The organism is Jeotgalicoccus aerolatus (genome assembly GCF_014635205.1).
GTDB lineage: Bacteria > Bacillota > Bacilli > Staphylococcales > Salinicoccaceae > Jeotgalicoccus > Jeotgalicoccus aerolatus.
This window is the reverse complement of the sequence record NZ_BMCN01000003.1, coordinates 158495-174300: the sequence shown is the minus strand read 5'-3', so window position 1 is coordinate 174300 and position 15806 is coordinate 158495. Positions and strand designations below refer to the sequence as shown.

The window sequence follows — 15806 nt, the reverse complement described above, 5'->3', positions numbered from 1 at the left end:
TCGTTATTATTTATTATTATATACCTATATTTTAACACGTTTTAAACGTAAAGCATTGGCAACCACACTGACAGAACTGAATGCCATTGCAGCACCGGCAACCCATGGTGCTAAAAAGCCGAGTGCCGCAATCGGTATGCCGAGTGTGTTGTATGCAAATGCCCAGAATAAGTTCTGTTTAATATTTTTAATTGTTTTATGACTTAAGTTAATCGCTCTTGGAATCAGCATTAAATCTTCCCCAAGTATAGTGAGGTCAGCCGCTTCAATGGCGACTTCTGTACCTGTTCCCATGGCAATACCTACATCTGCCAATGCAAGCGCCGGCGCATCATTTACACCGTCGCCCACCATGGCAACGATCTTGCCTGACTTTTGAATGTCACGGATTTTATCGGCCTTTTGTTCGGGAAGCACTTCTGCAATCACTTCATCGATACCGACTGTACGGGCAATGGCACTTGCTGTGCGCTGGTTGTCCCCCGTCAGCATAATGACCTGCAGTCCCTGATTGTGCAGTTCTGCCACAGCGTTTTTAGCAGTATCTTTGACTGTATCAAGAACTGCCACTGTTCCGAGAAGCTTGCCCTCTGCAGCGATAATCATTGCTGTTTTACCTTCGTATTCATACTGCTGCATTTCTTCTTCAACAGAGGATACGTCGATATTTTCATTGCTCATTAATCTCCGTGTCCCAACCAGAATACGTTTATTGTCAATTAATGCTTCAATACCGTGCCCCGGTATTGCCGAAAAGTCATCTGCATTTAATAATTCAATATTTTTTTCTGCTGCATATGAAGTAATAGCTGAAGCCAGCGGGTGTTCCGACCCCTTCTCTGCACTTGCTAAAAGACGAAGTGCCTCATCGTCACCGTTAAAGTCTGTGACTTCAGGCTGTCCGTTAGTAATCGTTCCCGTTTTATCCAGTACAATAACATCTACCTGATGCGTTTTTTCTAAATGCTCTCCACCTTTATAAAGAATACCGTTTTCAGCACCTTTACCTGTTCCGACCATAATTGATGTCGGTGTAGCTAAGCCGAGTGCACATGGACACGCAATGACCAATACTGAAATTGCTGCAACAAGCGCCGGTTCCATATTCCCCGAATCGACAAAGAAGTACCACACCAGGAAAGTAACCAGTGCAATACCGATAACAATGGGGACGAAGTATCCTGAAATTATATCTGCCATTCTTTGAATTGGCGCCTTGTTGCCTTGAGCTGCTTCAACTACTTTAATAATGCCCGCCAAGGCAGTGTCTTCACCAGTTTTTGTTACTTTAAGCTGAACGGTGCCATTTTGATTCATCGTTGCACCGATAATGTCGTCTCCGCTTGTTTTCTCTACAGGAATGGATTCTCCCGTCAGCATGGACTCATCAACAGCTGTCCGCCCTTGGATCAGTTGTCCATCTAACGGAAATTTTTCACCGGGTTTCACGATGAGTACTTCATCCACTTTAACCTCTTCGACAGCGACCATTGTTTCAGCACCATTTCGAATGACTCTCGCTTCTTTCGCCTGCATGTCCAGCAGTTTTGAAATCGCTCCAGTTGTTTGTGATTTTGCTCTGGTTTCAAGATATTTACCAAATAAAATCAGCGTAATAATAATTGCACTGGCTTCGAAATACAAATGCGGATGTTCGACTGTACCGTTTAGCCATAAATAAGTCTGATACAAACTAAATCCGTATGCGGCTGTAGTTCCCATCACGACGAGTACATCCATGTTTGCTGTAAAGTTTTTTAAGTTTTTATAGGCACCGACGTAAAACTGCCAGCCGAGTATAAATTGCACCGGTGTAGCAAAAGCCAGCTGGAACCATGGGTTCATAAATATCGCCGGCAAATCAGCACCGAATAAATGGTCTAGCATGGTAACTAAAAGCGGCAGCGATAAGAGTGCTGCAATAATAACTTTCCATTTCATGGTTTTCAGTTCTTTATCTTTGTAAGACAGCTTTTCTTCATTTGATTTTTTAGGTTCTGCACCGTAACCAAGATTGCCAATCCGCTCGATGATCTTCCGCTCATCTGTCATTGAAGGATTGTATTCGACTAAAGCATTTTCAGTGGTCAGGTTTACCGTGGCTGATTGAACACCTTCAGTTTTATTCAGTACTTTTTCTATCCGGTTCGAACATGCTGCACAAGTCATACCGGTAATATCCAGCTCACTTTTTTCATAGCGTATGCCGTAACCGATATCTTCAATACGTCCGGTAATCTCATCTAGTGAAACAGAATCTGGATTATAATCTACACTCGCTTTCTCAGTCGTTAAATTAACGCTCGCATCGACGTCGTCCATTTTATTCAATACTTTCTCTATTCTGTTTGAACACGCTGCACATGTCATACCGGTAATATTCAAATTGACATGATCCTTTTTTTCCATTGATATCCCTCCTTATTTAGCAAATTGTTTAAGCACTGCCATTAACTCTTCTATAGAATCTTCACCTTGCCCTGATTCAATTGCATCCGTTACACAATGTTTCATATGACGTTCAGTAATTGTCATACCTGTATTTTTTAAAGCACTTTGAACTGCACTCAGCTGGACTAAAATATCCACGCAGTAACGATCTTCCTCCACCATTGTCTGTATCCCTCTGACCTGGCCTTCAACGCGCTTTAAACGATTTAATATTTTCTGTTTTTCATCATCGGGGCGCGGTCTGGACATATGTTTAACATCTTCCATTGATCAACACCTGCTCTCTTCTATTACTTTGATTACCTCTATTATATACCCTATTGGGGTATAAATCAAATAAAAGAAACCGCCTGATCTTATGACCAGACGATTTTAAAATTTATATTTTATTTTCCAAGATCCAGCGCAACGTTCACGTGAGCACGGACACCATCGATAAAGGCTTCTTCATCGATGCCGAATTTCGGATGGTGATGCGGGTAGACATAATCTTTCTCTTCATTGTAAGTTCCCAGTAAAATATATACCCCCGGCAGGTTCTCTGTAAAAGCACCGAAGTCCTCGCCGCCCATCATCATTTCCTGTTCGATCACTCTGTCCTCACCGAAAACATTGTTCAATGTTTCTTTTACACGTGCTGTCTCAGTACCATCATTCATGACTGCCTGATAGCCGTACTGATAGTTCAAGTCATACGTGGCACCGTAGATGTCGCAGTTAGCTTTAACAACTGATTCAATTTTTTCACGGGCCAGTTCTCTGATTTCTTTACTTGCAGAACGGACACTGCCGCTTAATTCTGCCGTATGCGGAATTACATTTTTCGCGCCTGTCCCTGCATTGAAATTCGTTACTGAAATAACCAGATTATCAAGCGGGCCTGCGATTCTTGATACGATATCCTGGACCTGTGTCACAATACGTGATGCAAGCAGCAGCGGATCGACTGAGCTTTCCGGCTGAGATGCATGACCGCCCTGGCCGTTGATCGTTAACTCGAATTGATCTGAGTTCGCTGTCACTGCACCTGATTTAATATGAATTTCACCGAGCGGTTTAGATGTCATAATATGCTGTGCAAAGACGACATCCAGATCATCAAACAGGCCGGTTGCAACCATTTCCTGAGCACCGCCCGGCGGTAATTCTTCAGCGTGCTGGAAAATAAGATAGATTTCACCATGAATTTTATCCTTATTATCCGCCAGTACGGATGCTGCACCAAGCAGCATCGCTGCATGAGAATCGTGGCCGCAGGCGTGCATGACACCGTCAATTTCTGAAGCAAAGTCCAGCTCTTCACGGTCTTCCTGGATCGGCAGTGCATCGATATCGCCGCGCAGTCCAACTTTACGTCCGGGATGATCGCCTTTAATTATACCGAGAACACTCGTTTCTGTCGGACGGCTGATTTCAATACCATTCATTTCTTTTAATGCTTTTTCTATATAATCACTTGTCCAGTATTCTTCAAATGAGAGCTCGGGATGTCTGTGCATGGCACGGCGCCATTCGATGACTTTAGGTTCTACTTTTTTAATTGCTTCTTCTATCATAAAATTATTCATCTCCCAATTTTAAAATTAGAAGACCTTGAAAGTTTTCGAAGTCTTCTAACAATTTAAATATATTATACCACTTTTTACTGCGGCAAGTTGATTGGACCATTTGGACCGACAGGCAAGCCGATCAGGTACCAGACAATCGTAAATATTGTCCATGTAATCAGCAGTGCAATCGAATACGGCAGCAAGTTGGCAATGACAGTACCCAGTTTAATATCTTTCTGATAACGCTGAGCATACATAATAATCAGCGGCAGGAAAGGCATCATTGGTGCAATCGGGTTCGTCACAGAATCCCCGACTCTGTACAGCATTTGTGTAAATGCCGGATCATAACCGAGGAACATAAACATCGGTATGAAGACCGGTGCGAGAATTGCCCATTTTGCACTTGCAGAACCGATTAACAGGTTTATCAGTGCAACGACTAAAATAAAGCCGATAAACAGCGGTATTCCTGTTAAATTAATCGACTGCAGGAAATCAGAACCGGCCACAGCTAAAATCGGTCCGAGATTACTCCAGTCAAAGTAAGCCAGCATCTGTGCTGCGAAGAAGACCAGCACGATATATTGTCCCATCGAGCCCATCGAATCGCCGAGCATTTTTGCAAAACCTTTAGTTCCGTCAATATTCTTCATTAATAGACCGAATACCAGTCCCGGTATAAAGAATAAAACTGTAATTAACAATACAGCTGAATCCATCAAAGGAGATTCCTGAAGAATTGATCCCGTCTCCTGGTTGCGGAGAATACCATTTGGTAAAAGTGCACCCGCTGCAATAATCAGAACGAAAATAACTGCTGTAATATTTGTCCACATTAGAGCTGTTTTTTCTTTGTTCGTCAGCGGTTCTTCATCAACTGGCGGCCCGTCATATTTACCGAGACGCGGAATTGAGATTTTCTTAGCTACAAAATAAATAATAATCATTAGGAAAATGGCAGATACGGCAATGAAGTAATAGTTCATTGCGATATTTCCTGCATAGTCAGGATTCACAAGCTGCGCAGCGGGCTCTGTAAAACCTACTGCCAATGCATCTGTCATTCCCAGTATAAAGTTTGCTGCAAATGCACCGTTAGTCGCTGCATAGGCCATGAATATACCGCCGATTGGATTTAAACCAAGACGGATAAAAATCATTGCTGCAATTGGCGGCAAGATTACTGGTCCTGCATCACCGGCCACGTTACTGATGATGCCGACAAAGATTACCATAGGCAGTATCAGTGCTGTCGGTGTGATCTCAAGCGAACGTTTCATCAGTGCTTCGAAGTACCCGGTTTTTTCTGCAATACCGATACCGATCATGACGACGAGCACCATGGCCAGCGGCGGGAATGCCCCAAAGTTATTAATCGCTTCTGTCAGTATCATTGCTATACCTTCACCGGACAGCAGGTTCACTGCTTCGATTGTTTCCCCGTCTGCAGGATTCTCAACAGAAACGCCGAGCATTCCTGTAATCCATGAGGCAACGAGTATCAATCCGGCAATAATCATGAATAAGACTATCGGATCCGGGAGCTTATTACCCAGCTTTTCAATAATATCCAAGAAGGACTGTCCTATCCCTTTTTTCTTCTTCTCATTTTCCAAAAGATGTCACTCCTTCTTTCATTTATGTATAAGTAAGCCTTTTCAATCTGACTTATAAAACGAGTTTACTATACATTCATGAAAATAAAAACAAACCTTTGTAAAATTTATACAAAGGCTTGCAAATAGTCAGATAATATTACTCTATCTTATTCTTTTAAAAATCCAAGAATATTCCACAGCGGTGCAGGAATCGTCAATTTGACATCATCCCCCTCTGTTAAGAATGAATTCGGCAGCTCATTATCTTTTAGAAGATTTACAAAATCTGGGTTAATTAAATGCGCTTTGCCAACACTCATCATATCAAAACCGCTGTGTATAGCAGCTTCTGCATCTTCGACAGATTTAATTCCGCCCGCTCCCATAATCGGTATCTCTTTCAGGCGCTCGCTTGCAGCATTTAAATACTTATCTAGCAGGAGCTCTTCGTCTGCTGTATCAATAATCGATGTCCGCTGCCAGCTGCCCATGCTGAAGTGGAAATAATCGATGGAATGGTCTGCCAAATGATTTAATAAATACATCGTATCATCAAAATTAATTCCCGGTTCTTCCAGCTCTTCGGGTGAAAAGCGGTAGCCGATAATAAAGTCCGGCTGACCCAATTCATTCGCTGTTTCACGCACTTTTTCTGCAACGCGTCTAGGGAAACGGAGTCTATTCTCTCTGGAACCACCCCACTCATCATCCCGTCTGTTTGAATGCGGCGAGTAAAATTGCTGCAGCAGATATGTATTTGCCCCGTGCAGTTCCACACCGTCAAACCCGGCCTCGATGACACGTCTGACAGCATCTGCAAATAGCTGAATCATATCTTCAATTTCGTCTGCTTCTAAAGTTCTCGGTTCAACAGCATTGTCTCTTAAGGCTGCAATACTGCTTGCTGAAATCGGCCGGCGTCCTTTATTTAGCTCCGGAGTCCCCATGCGTCCGGCATGGTAAAGCTGAATAATTGCTTTAGATCCTTTTTTCTTAATACCGTCTGCAAGTTTTTTTAAACCAGGTATTTTATCGTCCGAATCTGCACCGAGTGCACCTTCAAAAGCCCGGCCGTAATTATCTATAAAAGTACTTTCAACAATAACCGCTGCGGGGCCGCCTGCGCGTCGGGTGTAATATTGGACGAGCTCATCTGTCACTGAACCGTCGTGAAATGAACACTGAGTCGTCATCGGTGCCATGACCAGTCTGTTTTCAAAGGTTTTACCTGATGACAGTTCTATTTTATCGAATATATTTTTAGTCATTATAATTTTCCAATCCCTTCCTGATAAATTACTGATATATACTTTCATACTACACGTTATCGCACTAAAATAACATATTACTTTAGTATGAATTACAGATTATAATATTTATTCTAAATTGTCTGAAAATATATTGCCTTTTTAATTTTATGTTGTTACAATGATAACAATTTTCAAATTCCATATAGATAAATTAGGGGGACCCATTATATGACACAGCAGCTTCAAATTACTAAAGTAAGAACATTAAAAGAAAAACCTGAAGTGGCGGGTATTCCTTTTGGAAGTTACTTTACTGACCACATGTTTTCGATGGACTATTCGGCAGAACTCGGCTGGCATAATGCAGCAATTATTCCTTACGCACCTCTAGAAGTTTCGCCCAGTGCTCAAGCACTGCATTACGGCCAAACAGTTTTTGAAGGTTTAAAAGCATATAATGTTGACGGAGAAGTCACACTGTTCCGTCCTGATGAAAACTTTAAACGTTTAAATCGTTCCTTAGAGCGTTTATCAATGCCTAAAATTGATGAAGCATTTGCACTGCAGGCGCTGCTGGAATTACTCAAAGTAGAACATGACTGGGTCCCGGACGGCGAAGGCCAGGCTTTATATGTCCGCCCATTTGTATTTGCCAACGAACCCTATCTTGGAGTTCGCCCGGCAAAAACTTATAAAATGCTGATTGTACTGTCACCTGTGGCAGGATATTACGGTGCTCAGCTGAATCCGACGAGTATTTACGTTGAGGACAGTTACGTACGTGCAGTACGCGGCGGTGTCGGTGAAGTTAAATTCGGTGGAAACTACGCAGCAAGTCTGCACGCTCAGCAAAAAGCAGCAGATCTCGGCTATGAGCAAGTACTGTGGCTCGACGGTGTCCATCAGGAATATGTCGAAGAAGTCGGCAGCATGAACATTTTCTTTGTGAGAAACGGTGAACTTCTGACCCCAGAATTAAACGGGTCAATTTTACCGGGAATCACCAGAAAATCATTAATTGAGCTTGCTGGTGAAATGGGATATACAGTGAATGAGGAGCGTATTCATATTAAAGATATTGAAGACGGCATTAAAGACGGTTCTATTACAGAAGTCTTCGGTGCCGGCACCGCAGCCGTTGTCGCCCCTGTCGGTATAATGAATATTCATGGCACAGACTATCGGATCAACGGCAATGAAATCGGTGAAGTAACACAAAAATTATACGATACACTGACCGGCATTCAGACCGGCAAGCTGGAAGATAAAAATTCTTGGGTCCTCCAAGTGACATCAACAGTGAAGTAGAATAATACAGCCGGCCCCGCTTAAATGATTGAGCGGGGCCGGCTTTTGTTTACAGCACTTCATCTAAAAAATCACTTAAAATATTGACGATTTCCCCGGTATTTTGACTGCCGATGCCCACCAGAACTGTATCGTTAAAATTTTCTCCTCTAGAATAATCAGACATAGAGATAATATGATGTTTTTTTGCCGGTCCTCTGACATCTGTGCCCGGCACTTTTAATACAAAATGCATGCCGGTATGTTCCCCGCTGATGACTACTTGCGGATATTTTTGAGTCAGCACTTTAACAGTTTCTTTCATCCGTTCACCGTAAAATTTTCTGACACGGTTAATATGTCTGACTAAATACCCTTCACTGATAAATCCTGCTACAATGTGCTGCATTTGTCTCGATACATTGCACGACAAGCCGCCGTCATAATACTTTTCAGCCAGTTCCGGCGGCAATATCATGACTGCCAGCCGCAGCGACGGATATAATGATTTTGAAAATGTGTTCATGTAAATCGTCCGATTATTTTTATCGAGCCCCTGTAATGAAGACAGCGGCCGTCCTGTATAACGGAACTCACTGTCATAATCATCCTCAATCAAGTAACGGTCCCGCTCACTGACTGCATTCAATAATTTGATTCTTTTGTTTAAAGACATGACTGCCCCGCCAGGAAACTGGTGGGACGGAGTGATATGCGTCAGCTTTGTATTGTTTCCTTTCACCGTCTCAACATCGATGCCATCCTTTTCTACCGGCGCCGACTGATAAGGCATATTCAAACGATTCAATACATTTTTTACGACAGGATAACCCGGATCCTCCAGAGTGATGGAAGGATAATCCAGCAGATAAAATACCTGTTCCAGCAAATATTCTGTAGACGGCCCGATAAAGATTTGCTCAGTCACGCATTGCACCCCTCGATTGACATACAGATATTCTTTAATCGCTTCTTTTAATGCACTCTCCCCGCTTCTATCACCGCTGTTCAATAATGATATATCCGAAAATACTGCGGTACTCAGCTGTTTAATCACATCATTTTGAACGATGGATGTGTCCACTTTACCTAACGGCAGGACGGATTCTGCAGTCTTTTTTAGTTTAATGACAGACAGGTTTTTATCCTGTGTGTGTAGGGTTTCAGTTGGTACAATATAGTGCCCGCTCTTCTCTTTCGTGTAAATCATATTTTCATCAATCAGCAGATTATAGGCCCGCTCAACAGTTGTCATGCTGATTGACAAATCTGAGGCCAGCTGGCGTTTACTCGGCATTTTTCTATCTGCAGCCAGGTAACCGTTTAATATTTTATTTTTTATATCCTGATACAGCTGCTCATATAACGGTGTACTGCTTTCTTTATTTAAGTTGATAAACATCATCTGACCCCTAATTTTTTATCTATTCTGATACTTATACAATATCACATCATCTTCTAAACTAGGATTTAATTACAAAGAAAGAGGGATGAAATATGGACTTAGCAGAAAAATTAAAAGGCGGCGTCATTATGGACGTGGTCAATGCAGAACAGGCAAAAATTGCAGAAGCAGCGGGTGCCGTTGCTGTCATGGCACTGGAAAGAGTACCGTCTGATATTAGAGCAGAAGGCGGTGTTGCCCGAGCCTGTGATCCAACAATTGTTGAAGAGGTAATAAATGCAGTATCCATTCCAGTCATGGCAAAATGCCGTATTGGACACATCGTTGAAGCACGTGTGCTGGAAGCAATGGGCGTGGATTACATCGATGAATCAGAAGTGCTCACACCAGCTGATGAAGAATATCATTTGAAAAAAGATGATTATAAATCACCATTTGTGTGCGGCTGTAAAGATCTCGGGGAAGCAGCGAGACGCATAGGTGAAGGTGCGTCAATGCTCCGCACTAAAGGGGAACCTGGAACAGGAAATATCGTAGAAGCCGTGCGTCATATCCGTCTGGTCAACCAGCAAGTAAAACAGATTAGCGTGATGAGTGATGACGAACTCATGACTGCTGCTAAAGAACTCGGCGCACCTTACGATGTATTAAAACAAATTAAAAAAGACGGTAAATTGCCTGTCACAAACTTTGCAGCAGGCGGAGTTGCAACACCTCAAGATGCAGCTTTAATGATGGCACTCGGCGCAGACGGCGTATTTGTCGGATCCGGTATTTTCAAATCTGAAAATCCTGAGAAATTTGCTAAAGCAATCGTGCAGGCGACTGAAAACTACACTGACTACACACTCATTGGTGAACTTTCTAAAGAATTGGGCAGTGCGATGACCGGTCTGGATGTTCACACGATGTCATTAGAAGAACGTATGGCAGAACGCGGCTGGTAATTCACACGGGGAATTCGCCGCTGTCTTCCGACCCCCGCATACAACCCAATAACTAAAAAATAAACCTCTCAAATTGAGAGGTTTATTTCGTTACTTCTATTGATACGCTGCCAAATCCATCAAATATCCCTTCGTAAATCCCAACTTCCAGTTTAACTGGCAGGATAAATGTCCCCGAAGAAACAAACTGCCCGGCTTCCAGCTGTTTGCCTTGGCTGTCCAGTTTATTAACCAGCCATTTCACAGCGTTTGCCGGATGTTCCATCACTTCGCTTGACTGCCCCCGCTTTATTTCTTCACCGTTAAATTTCAATACTCCGGAAATATTATCGAGCATATTGTAATCCGCAGATTTTGCCTGACCGATCACTATTGCACCCGCGACCGCACAGTCTGCAACGACTTCGTATTTCGAAATGTTAGGGAACCAGTCTTCATACCTGCCGTCCGGCAGCTCCAGCGCAGGTGCTACAGTACATTTCCCTAAGATGTCATCCGCAGTATCAGTGATCTTTATCGCTTCATTAATATAGAAAACCAGTTCCAGCTCTGCCAGCGGAATATTATAATCAGTCAGGCTCAATTCTGAAATCACCTGACTGCCGGTAAATGGTCCGTAGACCGGTTCACTGCTGTCAAATAAACGTTGTGTTTCCGGGCTGGTCATACTAATTTTATAGCCTTGAGCCGTTTCTTTTCCCAAACTCAAAATTTCTTTTTGTACTTTATATGCTGCTTCTACTGTATCTGCAGCAATATCCTGTCCAGGTTTTAATATGCTGCCGTTCAATCTTGCCTCGTATAATTTTTTTGCGTCTGTCATGCTACCCCTCCTGAATAATACAATATGTTTAATATATCATAATATTCAGCCAATTTTAAAATACAATGGCTACGATTTTGAGCGGTTGATCTTCTGTATTCACTAAGCCGTGGGATTGGCCTTGAGTAATGACACAGCTGTCCCCTCTTTCTACACGTTTAAATACGCCATCCGCATCTTGGAATTTCCCTTTTCCTTCTATTATATGATAAATTTCGCTGTCATTCGGATGTTCATGGTAACCGATAGAAGCATGCGGCTCGAGTTCAATTTCCAGCACTTTACGTATCCCTTCAAAATCATCTTCTTTAATATAAGACGTCGAAAAAATACTGCCCTCTCCGCCGAATCTGTTTTTCAGTTCTATCGTCTCTTCTGCGTTAATAATCATTTATTGGCCTCCCAGCATATTTGGTAAAAATGTAGAAATAGATGGTACGAATATAATCAGTATAACCATAACTGCAACAATTAACAGTATATGCAGAATATACGGCAGTGTATCTTCGATCCCCATTTTTTTATCGGTCACAGATGCACCGGCAATTAACGATAAACCAACCGGCGGTGTAATGTTTGCCAGTGCAAAGTTCATAATCATTACCATACCAAAGTGAGTCGGATCGATACCAAATTCAGTGGCAATCGGCATGAATATTGGTGTTAACAGTACAATTAGTGATGTAACTTCTGTCAGCATCCCTAAAATTAACAATATGACCGATACAACAAGCAGAAATACAATCGGTGAGTCTGCAAAGTTTAAGAAGAAGCCGGATACTGCGTCCGGGATATGATTCACTGTCAAAACGTATGTAAAAACATTCGCCATCGAAATAATAATGAGAATCGCCGCTGATGTGACTGCTGAGCCTGTGAGTATCTCTTTAATTTTAGCCCAGGACATCTCCTTATAAAACAGCGACAGGATAAAACCGTAAACCACTGCTATGACAGCCGCTTCAGTTGCTGTGGCGTATCCCGAAAAGATACTCCCCAGTATAAATACCGGCGTTAACAGCGGGAAGAACGCTTCTCTCGCTGCCTTCCAGAACTCTTTCCCTGTAACCTTTTCAGTTCTGACTTCACCGAATCCTTCTTTTTTACTCATAAACCAAACGTAAATACTCATCGCGAGTGCAAGTACAATTCCCGGAATAATTCCAGCAAAGAATAAGTCACCGATTGATATATTTGCTGTAATCCCCAAAATAACCATCGTAATACTCGGTGGTATAATTAAACCGAGCACACCCGCTGGTCCGATAATACTTGCTATAAATGAATTCGAATATTTTTCTTCTTTTAATCTCGGGACCAGGACTGAACCAACAGCATAAGTCGTTGCAACTGTTGAACCGGACACTGCACCGAACAAGGCTGATGTTACTACGGTTGTAATGGCTGTACCGCCTGACAACTTACCGACAACAGCGTTCGCAAATGTCATTAAGCGTCGCGTCAGTCCGCCTTTCCCCATAATATCCCCCGCCATAATAAACAGAGGAATTGCTAAATATGAAAAATTATTCACTCCGGCAAAACTGCGCTGAATGATAATTTCCAGCGGAATATCCCCGATAATCAACATCACCAGACCGACGATTCCGATAACAAACGCGATAGGCATTCCTAAGAACAACAGCAGAGAGAATAAGAACAGCATACTGATAATCAGCATTTAAACCGCCTCGCTTTCATCCTGCGGTCTCCAGGCATTAATTATTATAAAATACAGCGACAGCAGCCCGCTGATTGGTATGACAATATAAAATACCGTCATAGGTAACTGCAGCGTCGACGATGTAAAATCGAGCGACTGATATGAAAAAATAAAGCCGTACACTGTTAAAACTAAAAAGAACAGCCCGAGCAATATATTGACTGCTAAATATATATACGGACGGATTTTATCGTTTGCACGTTTGACAAAAAAACTGACTGCAAGATGTCCCCGTTCATAAACTGCGAGACTCGTACCGAGAAAGGTCATCCACACGATAAAAAGACGGGACAGCTCTTCGGTACCGGGCATGGAGTAATCAAAAAAGCGCGTTACAACTTGGGCCAGCACGATGAATGCTAAAAGCGCAATGACGATTGCACATGCTGTATAGAGTGTTTTCACAAGAGCTTTGGTCATATTATTCATCCCCCCAGCCGGAATTTCTCCGGTACATATCCATCATTTCCTGACCGAATACATCTGCTTCCCATTCGTCGTATACCGGCAGCATCGCTTCCCTGAACGCTTCTTTGTCCACGTCATCATTAACTTCCATACCTTTTTCTTTTAGAAACTCAATATGCTCTGACTCTGTTTCATCGTTAGCTGTTTGGATTTCTTTAGATATTTTATCGATTTCTGCAGTTAAAATTTCTTGATCTTGAGGTCTGATTTTCTCCCATGTTTCACCGTCGACAACAATCATTAGCGTATTATAGAAATGTCCGGTTAATGACAAATAATCCTGTACTTCGTTTAAACGCGGTGCAACGATATTCTCGAGCGGATTTTCCTGAGCATCGAGCGCACCTTGCTGCAGGGCACCGTAGACTTCACTAAATGCCATCACTGTCGGCAATGCGCCAACCTGCTCAAAAGTATCTACACGAAGCGCCGTCTCAGCGACACGAATGTTCATACCTTGTAAATCTTCCGGCTGTACGATGGGCCCTTCGTTATTCGTCACGTGACGAAAGCCCCACTCGAGATAACCTGCCGTATGCATACCGTAGTCACTGACAATATCTGATATGTATTCGCCGAATTCCCCTTGATATGCCTGTCTTGCTTCCTCTGCTCCCGGCCACATATACGGCAGATCTTCAATGGCGAGACGCATATCCATCGTCTGCATGGAACCGACCATAATGGCAAGTCCGTTCATGGCTCCAACATCGAGCTGCTGCAGCATTTCCGTTTCACTGCCCAGTTGTGAATTGGGGTAAATCTCAAATTTAACTCTGCCGTCTGTCTGCGCTTCGACAGCTTCAGCCATTTCGTTAATCTTCATCGCCTGATTCGTATCTTCAGGCAAAGGATGACCGAATTGAAGCGTGACACTCTCCGTGTCATTGCTGCATGCACTGATTAATAATAAAAACGATAAAAGACCGGTTAATAATAAATATTTTTTCAAGCTTTAATCAGCTCCCCTTCATTATTTCTATAATTATAAACTATACTGCAAAATTATACAAAATAAATTCTGATTTGCTTTTTATTAACTGAAAATTCTATAATGTATAGAATAGTTCATTATAGGAGTGACACACATGCCAAAATTAAATCCGCGTGCAGCTGCGCTGTCAATACCGGGAATCAGAGTATTTTCAAATCAGGTTCAAACACTTGAAGACGGCGTTAACTTAACCATTGGCCAGCCGGACTTTCCGACACCAGACAGTGTAAAGAATGCTGCGATTACAGCGATTCAAAATAACAAAACTGGATATTCATTAAATGCCGGTATCGTCGAATTGCGCCAGGCCGCTGCAGACTTTTTTAAAGAAAAATACGATGGTGAGTATTCTGCTGATGAAGTTGTGATTACGACTGGCGCCAGCGAAGCGCTGGACTCAGTCCTTCGAACAATACTGACAGAAGGTGATGAAGTCATTATTACCGCACCTGCCTACCCTGCTTATGAATCATTGATCGAGCTGAACGGCGGTATCGTAAAATATCTGAATGTCAGCGATACCGGGTTTATTCCGGATATAGAAAAATTAGATGCTTTAGTTACTAGTAACACTAAAGCGATACTTTTAAACTATCCATCGAATCCAACGGGGGCTTCTTTATCAGAAAAAGATGTTTCTGACATCGCCGATTACATCAGCACACAGGATTTATTTTTAATCAGCGATGAAATATACAGTGAAAATGTGTATGAAAATAAACACATTTCTTTTGCAAGTCAAAAACAAATCCGCAATCAGACGATATTGATTCACGGTGTGTCGAAATCGCATTCGATGACCGGCTGGAGAGTCGGCTACACATTATCACCCAAACACTTAAGCGATGAGATATTAAAAGTTCATTTAAATAACTCAATCTGTGCCGCCGTTCCGAGTCAGTATGCTGCGCTTGAGGCACTGACCAATGCAAGAGACTATCCAAAAGTGATGAATGAGGCATACTTAAAACGCCGGGACTATGTATACAGCAGATTAGTCGATATGGGCTGCGATGTGAAAAAACCGGGCGGTGCCTTTTATATCTTTCCGGACATATCTTTCACCGGCATGGAAGACTGGGACTTTGCGACAGCTTTATTAAAAGATCAGCACTTAGCCGTCGTTCCCGGGTCAGCATTTTCAGAACACGGTAAAGGCCATATCCGCATCTCATTCGCGAGCGCTATCGAGACGCTGGAAGAAGGTATGGACAGACTGGAGTCATTTGTTAAAACATTAAAAAAACAGTAGGCTTTTTAAAAATTAATATTAAGTATCTCCAAAATAAAAAAACGTACGTCAGCTT

The 15806-nt window shown here is 42.5% G+C and carries 14 protein-coding genes; 3 read left to right on the top strand and 11 right to left on the bottom strand.

Features of this window, described 5'->3' with window-relative positions; translation table 11 throughout:
- Positions 1 to 24: 24 nt before the first annotated feature.
- The 5 genes from IEU81_RS09340 to IEU81_RS09320 form a co-directional block, all read right to left on the bottom strand.
- The gene (locus tag IEU81_RS09340; protein WP_186089203.1) at positions 25 to 2409 is read right to left on the bottom strand and encodes a heavy metal translocating P-type ATPase; all 2385 of its coding nucleotides are present in this window, start codon (positions 2407 to 2409) and stop codon (positions 25 to 27) included.
- Positions 2410 to 2421: 12 nt separating this feature from the next.
- Positions 2422 to 2718, bottom strand: a complete 297-nt coding sequence (locus IEU81_RS09335) for a metal-sensing transcriptional repressor (protein ID WP_092599469.1) — start codon at positions 2716 to 2718, stop codon at positions 2422 to 2424.
- 119 nt (positions 2719 to 2837) lie between these two features.
- Positions 2838 to 4007: a M20 metallopeptidase family protein gene (locus IEU81_RS09330; RefSeq protein ID WP_092599465.1), complete on the bottom strand. Its 1170-nt coding sequence runs from the start codon at positions 4005 to 4007 to the stop codon at positions 2838 to 2840.
- Between the two features lie 86 nt (positions 4008 to 4093).
- A complete protein-coding gene (locus IEU81_RS09325) occupies positions 4094 to 5620 on the bottom strand; it encodes an AbgT family transporter (RefSeq protein ID WP_186089205.1) in 1527 nt (508 codons plus the stop codon).
- 149 nt (positions 5621 to 5769) lie between these two features.
- A complete protein-coding gene (locus tag IEU81_RS09320) occupies positions 5770 to 6918 on the bottom strand; it encodes an NADH-dependent flavin oxidoreductase (protein ID WP_186089207.1) in 1149 nt (382 codons plus the stop codon).
- Positions 6919 to 7080: 162 nt separating this feature from the next.
- Here IEU81_RS09320 and IEU81_RS09315 point away from each other — a divergent pair, with 162 nt between their 5' ends.
- A complete protein-coding gene (locus IEU81_RS09315) occupies positions 7081 to 8160 on the top strand; it encodes a branched-chain amino acid aminotransferase (RefSeq protein WP_092599456.1) in 1080 nt (359 codons plus the stop codon).
- Positions 8161 to 8209: 49 nt separating this feature from the next.
- Here the strand turns inward: IEU81_RS09315 and pdxR are convergent, their stop codons facing one another.
- Positions 8210 to 9541, bottom strand: a complete 1332-nt coding sequence (gene pdxR, locus IEU81_RS09310; protein WP_092599453.1) for a MocR-like pyridoxine biosynthesis transcription factor PdxR — start codon at positions 9539 to 9541, stop codon at positions 8210 to 8212.
- Between the two features lie 95 nt (positions 9542 to 9636).
- Between pdxR and pdxS the strand changes: the two genes are divergently transcribed.
- Entirely contained in the window at positions 9637 to 10491 is an 855-nt protein-coding gene (gene pdxS, locus IEU81_RS09305) for a pyridoxal 5'-phosphate synthase lyase subunit PdxS (protein ID WP_186089209.1), read from the top strand.
- An 82-nt stretch (positions 10492 to 10573) separates the two neighbouring features.
- On the opposite strand, the gene IEU81_RS09300 is transcribed toward pdxS, so the two are convergent.
- From IEU81_RS09300 to IEU81_RS09280, 5 genes are read right to left on the bottom strand one after another with little or no spacing between them, the layout of a single operon-like run.
- On the bottom strand, positions 10574 to 11314 hold the full coding sequence (locus tag IEU81_RS09300; protein ID WP_186089211.1) for a 2-keto-4-pentenoate hydratase: 741 nt from the start codon (positions 11312 to 11314) through the stop codon (positions 10574 to 10576).
- 55 nt (positions 11315 to 11369) lie between these two features.
- On the bottom strand, positions 11370 to 11705 hold the full coding sequence (locus IEU81_RS09295) for a cupin domain-containing protein (RefSeq protein WP_092599447.1): 336 nt from the start codon (positions 11703 to 11705) through the stop codon (positions 11370 to 11372).
- Positions 11706 to 12995, bottom strand: a complete 1290-nt coding sequence (locus tag IEU81_RS09290; RefSeq protein WP_186089213.1) for a TRAP transporter large permease — start codon at positions 12993 to 12995, stop codon at positions 11706 to 11708.
- A complete protein-coding gene (locus IEU81_RS09285; protein ID WP_186089215.1) occupies positions 12996 to 13457 on the bottom strand; it encodes a TRAP transporter small permease in 462 nt (153 codons plus the stop codon).
- A 1-nt stretch (position 13458) separates the two neighbouring features.
- Positions 13459 to 14457 carry a DctP family TRAP transporter solute-binding subunit gene (locus tag IEU81_RS09280; protein ID WP_186089217.1) on the bottom strand — a complete coding sequence of 333 codons (999 nt, stop codon included), beginning with the start codon at positions 14455 to 14457 and terminating at the stop codon, positions 13459 to 13461.
- A gap of 136 nt (positions 14458 to 14593) precedes the next feature.
- Between IEU81_RS09280 and IEU81_RS09275 the strand changes: the two genes are divergently transcribed.
- Positions 14594 to 15751 carry an aminotransferase class I/II-fold pyridoxal phosphate-dependent enzyme gene (locus tag IEU81_RS09275; RefSeq protein ID WP_186089219.1) on the top strand — a complete coding sequence of 386 codons (1158 nt, stop codon included), beginning with the start codon at positions 14594 to 14596 and terminating at the stop codon, positions 15749 to 15751.
- The last annotated feature ends 55 nt before the right edge of the window (positions 15752 to 15806 follow it).